The 1,067-nt window shown below is 68.0% G+C and carries 1 protein-coding gene; it reads left to right on the top strand.

Annotated features, from left to right (window positions below; all coding sequences use genetic code 11):
- Positions 1-339: 339 nt before the first annotated feature.
- The coding region (locus G3N93_RS40295) for a GNAT family N-acetyltransferase (RefSeq protein ID WP_241026918.1) at positions 340-1,067 on the top strand (728 nt) is incomplete at its 3' end.

Raw genomic sequence — 1,067 nt, 5'->3', positions numbered from 1 at the left:
GGCATCGCGCCGCCGAGAATCGCGTCGCGCACGCGGCGCAGCAACTGACGCTGCAGCGAAGGCGCGCCCGGCGTGCGCGCCAGCGGCGCGTCGAGCGGCAGCAACGGCGCATCGCCGGAAGGAAGGACAGTCGTCATCGGAACTTCGCAGCGTGAAAATGTTGGAACGTGGCGGACGGCTAGTTGCACACGGCTGGTAAAGGACGGCTCGCGGTTCGCGCCCCAAAACTCGTGGCACCATAAATTTGCCGATCTCTGGCGCTTCTCATGGTACCTCGTCGCGACTACGATCGTCTGCATGCCGGCATGTCGCCGGCCGCCAACCGAAGCGAGATCGACCTTGTCCACGCTCACCAACGCTTTCCAGCAACCCATCGGCCACCCCGTTCCCGACTGGTCCGCGCGCCCGCGCCCGGAGCGCATCGTGCTCGAAGGCCGCTACTGCCGGCTCGAACCGCTCGACGCCGAGCGCCACGCGGCCGACTTGCACGCCGCCTACGCCCAGGCGCCGGACGGCAGCGACTGGACCTATCTCGCCCACGGCCCGTACGCCGACGAATCGAGCTACCGCGACTACGCGCGGACCGCGCAGGCAAGCCCGGACCCGCTGCACTACACGGTGATCGACCGTGCCACGGGCCGCGCGGTCGGCACGCTCGCGCTGATGCGCATCGATCCGGCCAACGGCGTGATCGAGGTCGGCTCCGTCACGTTCTCGCCGCTGCTCAAGCGCACGCCGATTTCAACCGAAGCGCAGTTCCTGTTGATGAAGTACGCGTTCGACACGCTCGGCTACCGGCGCTACGAATGGAAGTGCGACGACCTGAACATCCCGTCGCGCAAGGCCGCCGCACGGCTCGGCTTCCGCTACGAAGGCACGTTCCGGCAGGCGATCGTCTACCGCAGCCGCAACCGCGACACCGCGTGGTTCTCGATCATCGACAGCGAATGGCCGGACGTCCGCGCCGCGTTCGACGCGTGGCTCGCACCGGAGAACTTCGACGCGCAAGGTGAGCAACGCCAGTCGCTCACCGCGATCCGCCACGCGCAGGCAAGCGCGCGCGATGA

This window comes from Burkholderia sp. Se-20378, from assembly GCF_017104665.1.
In the GTDB taxonomy this organism is placed as follows: domain Bacteria; phylum Pseudomonadota; class Gammaproteobacteria; order Burkholderiales; family Burkholderiaceae; genus Burkholderia; species Burkholderia lata.
Note: the sequence above shows the minus strand (reverse complement) of the source record. Positions and strands in the feature narration are given on the sequence as shown.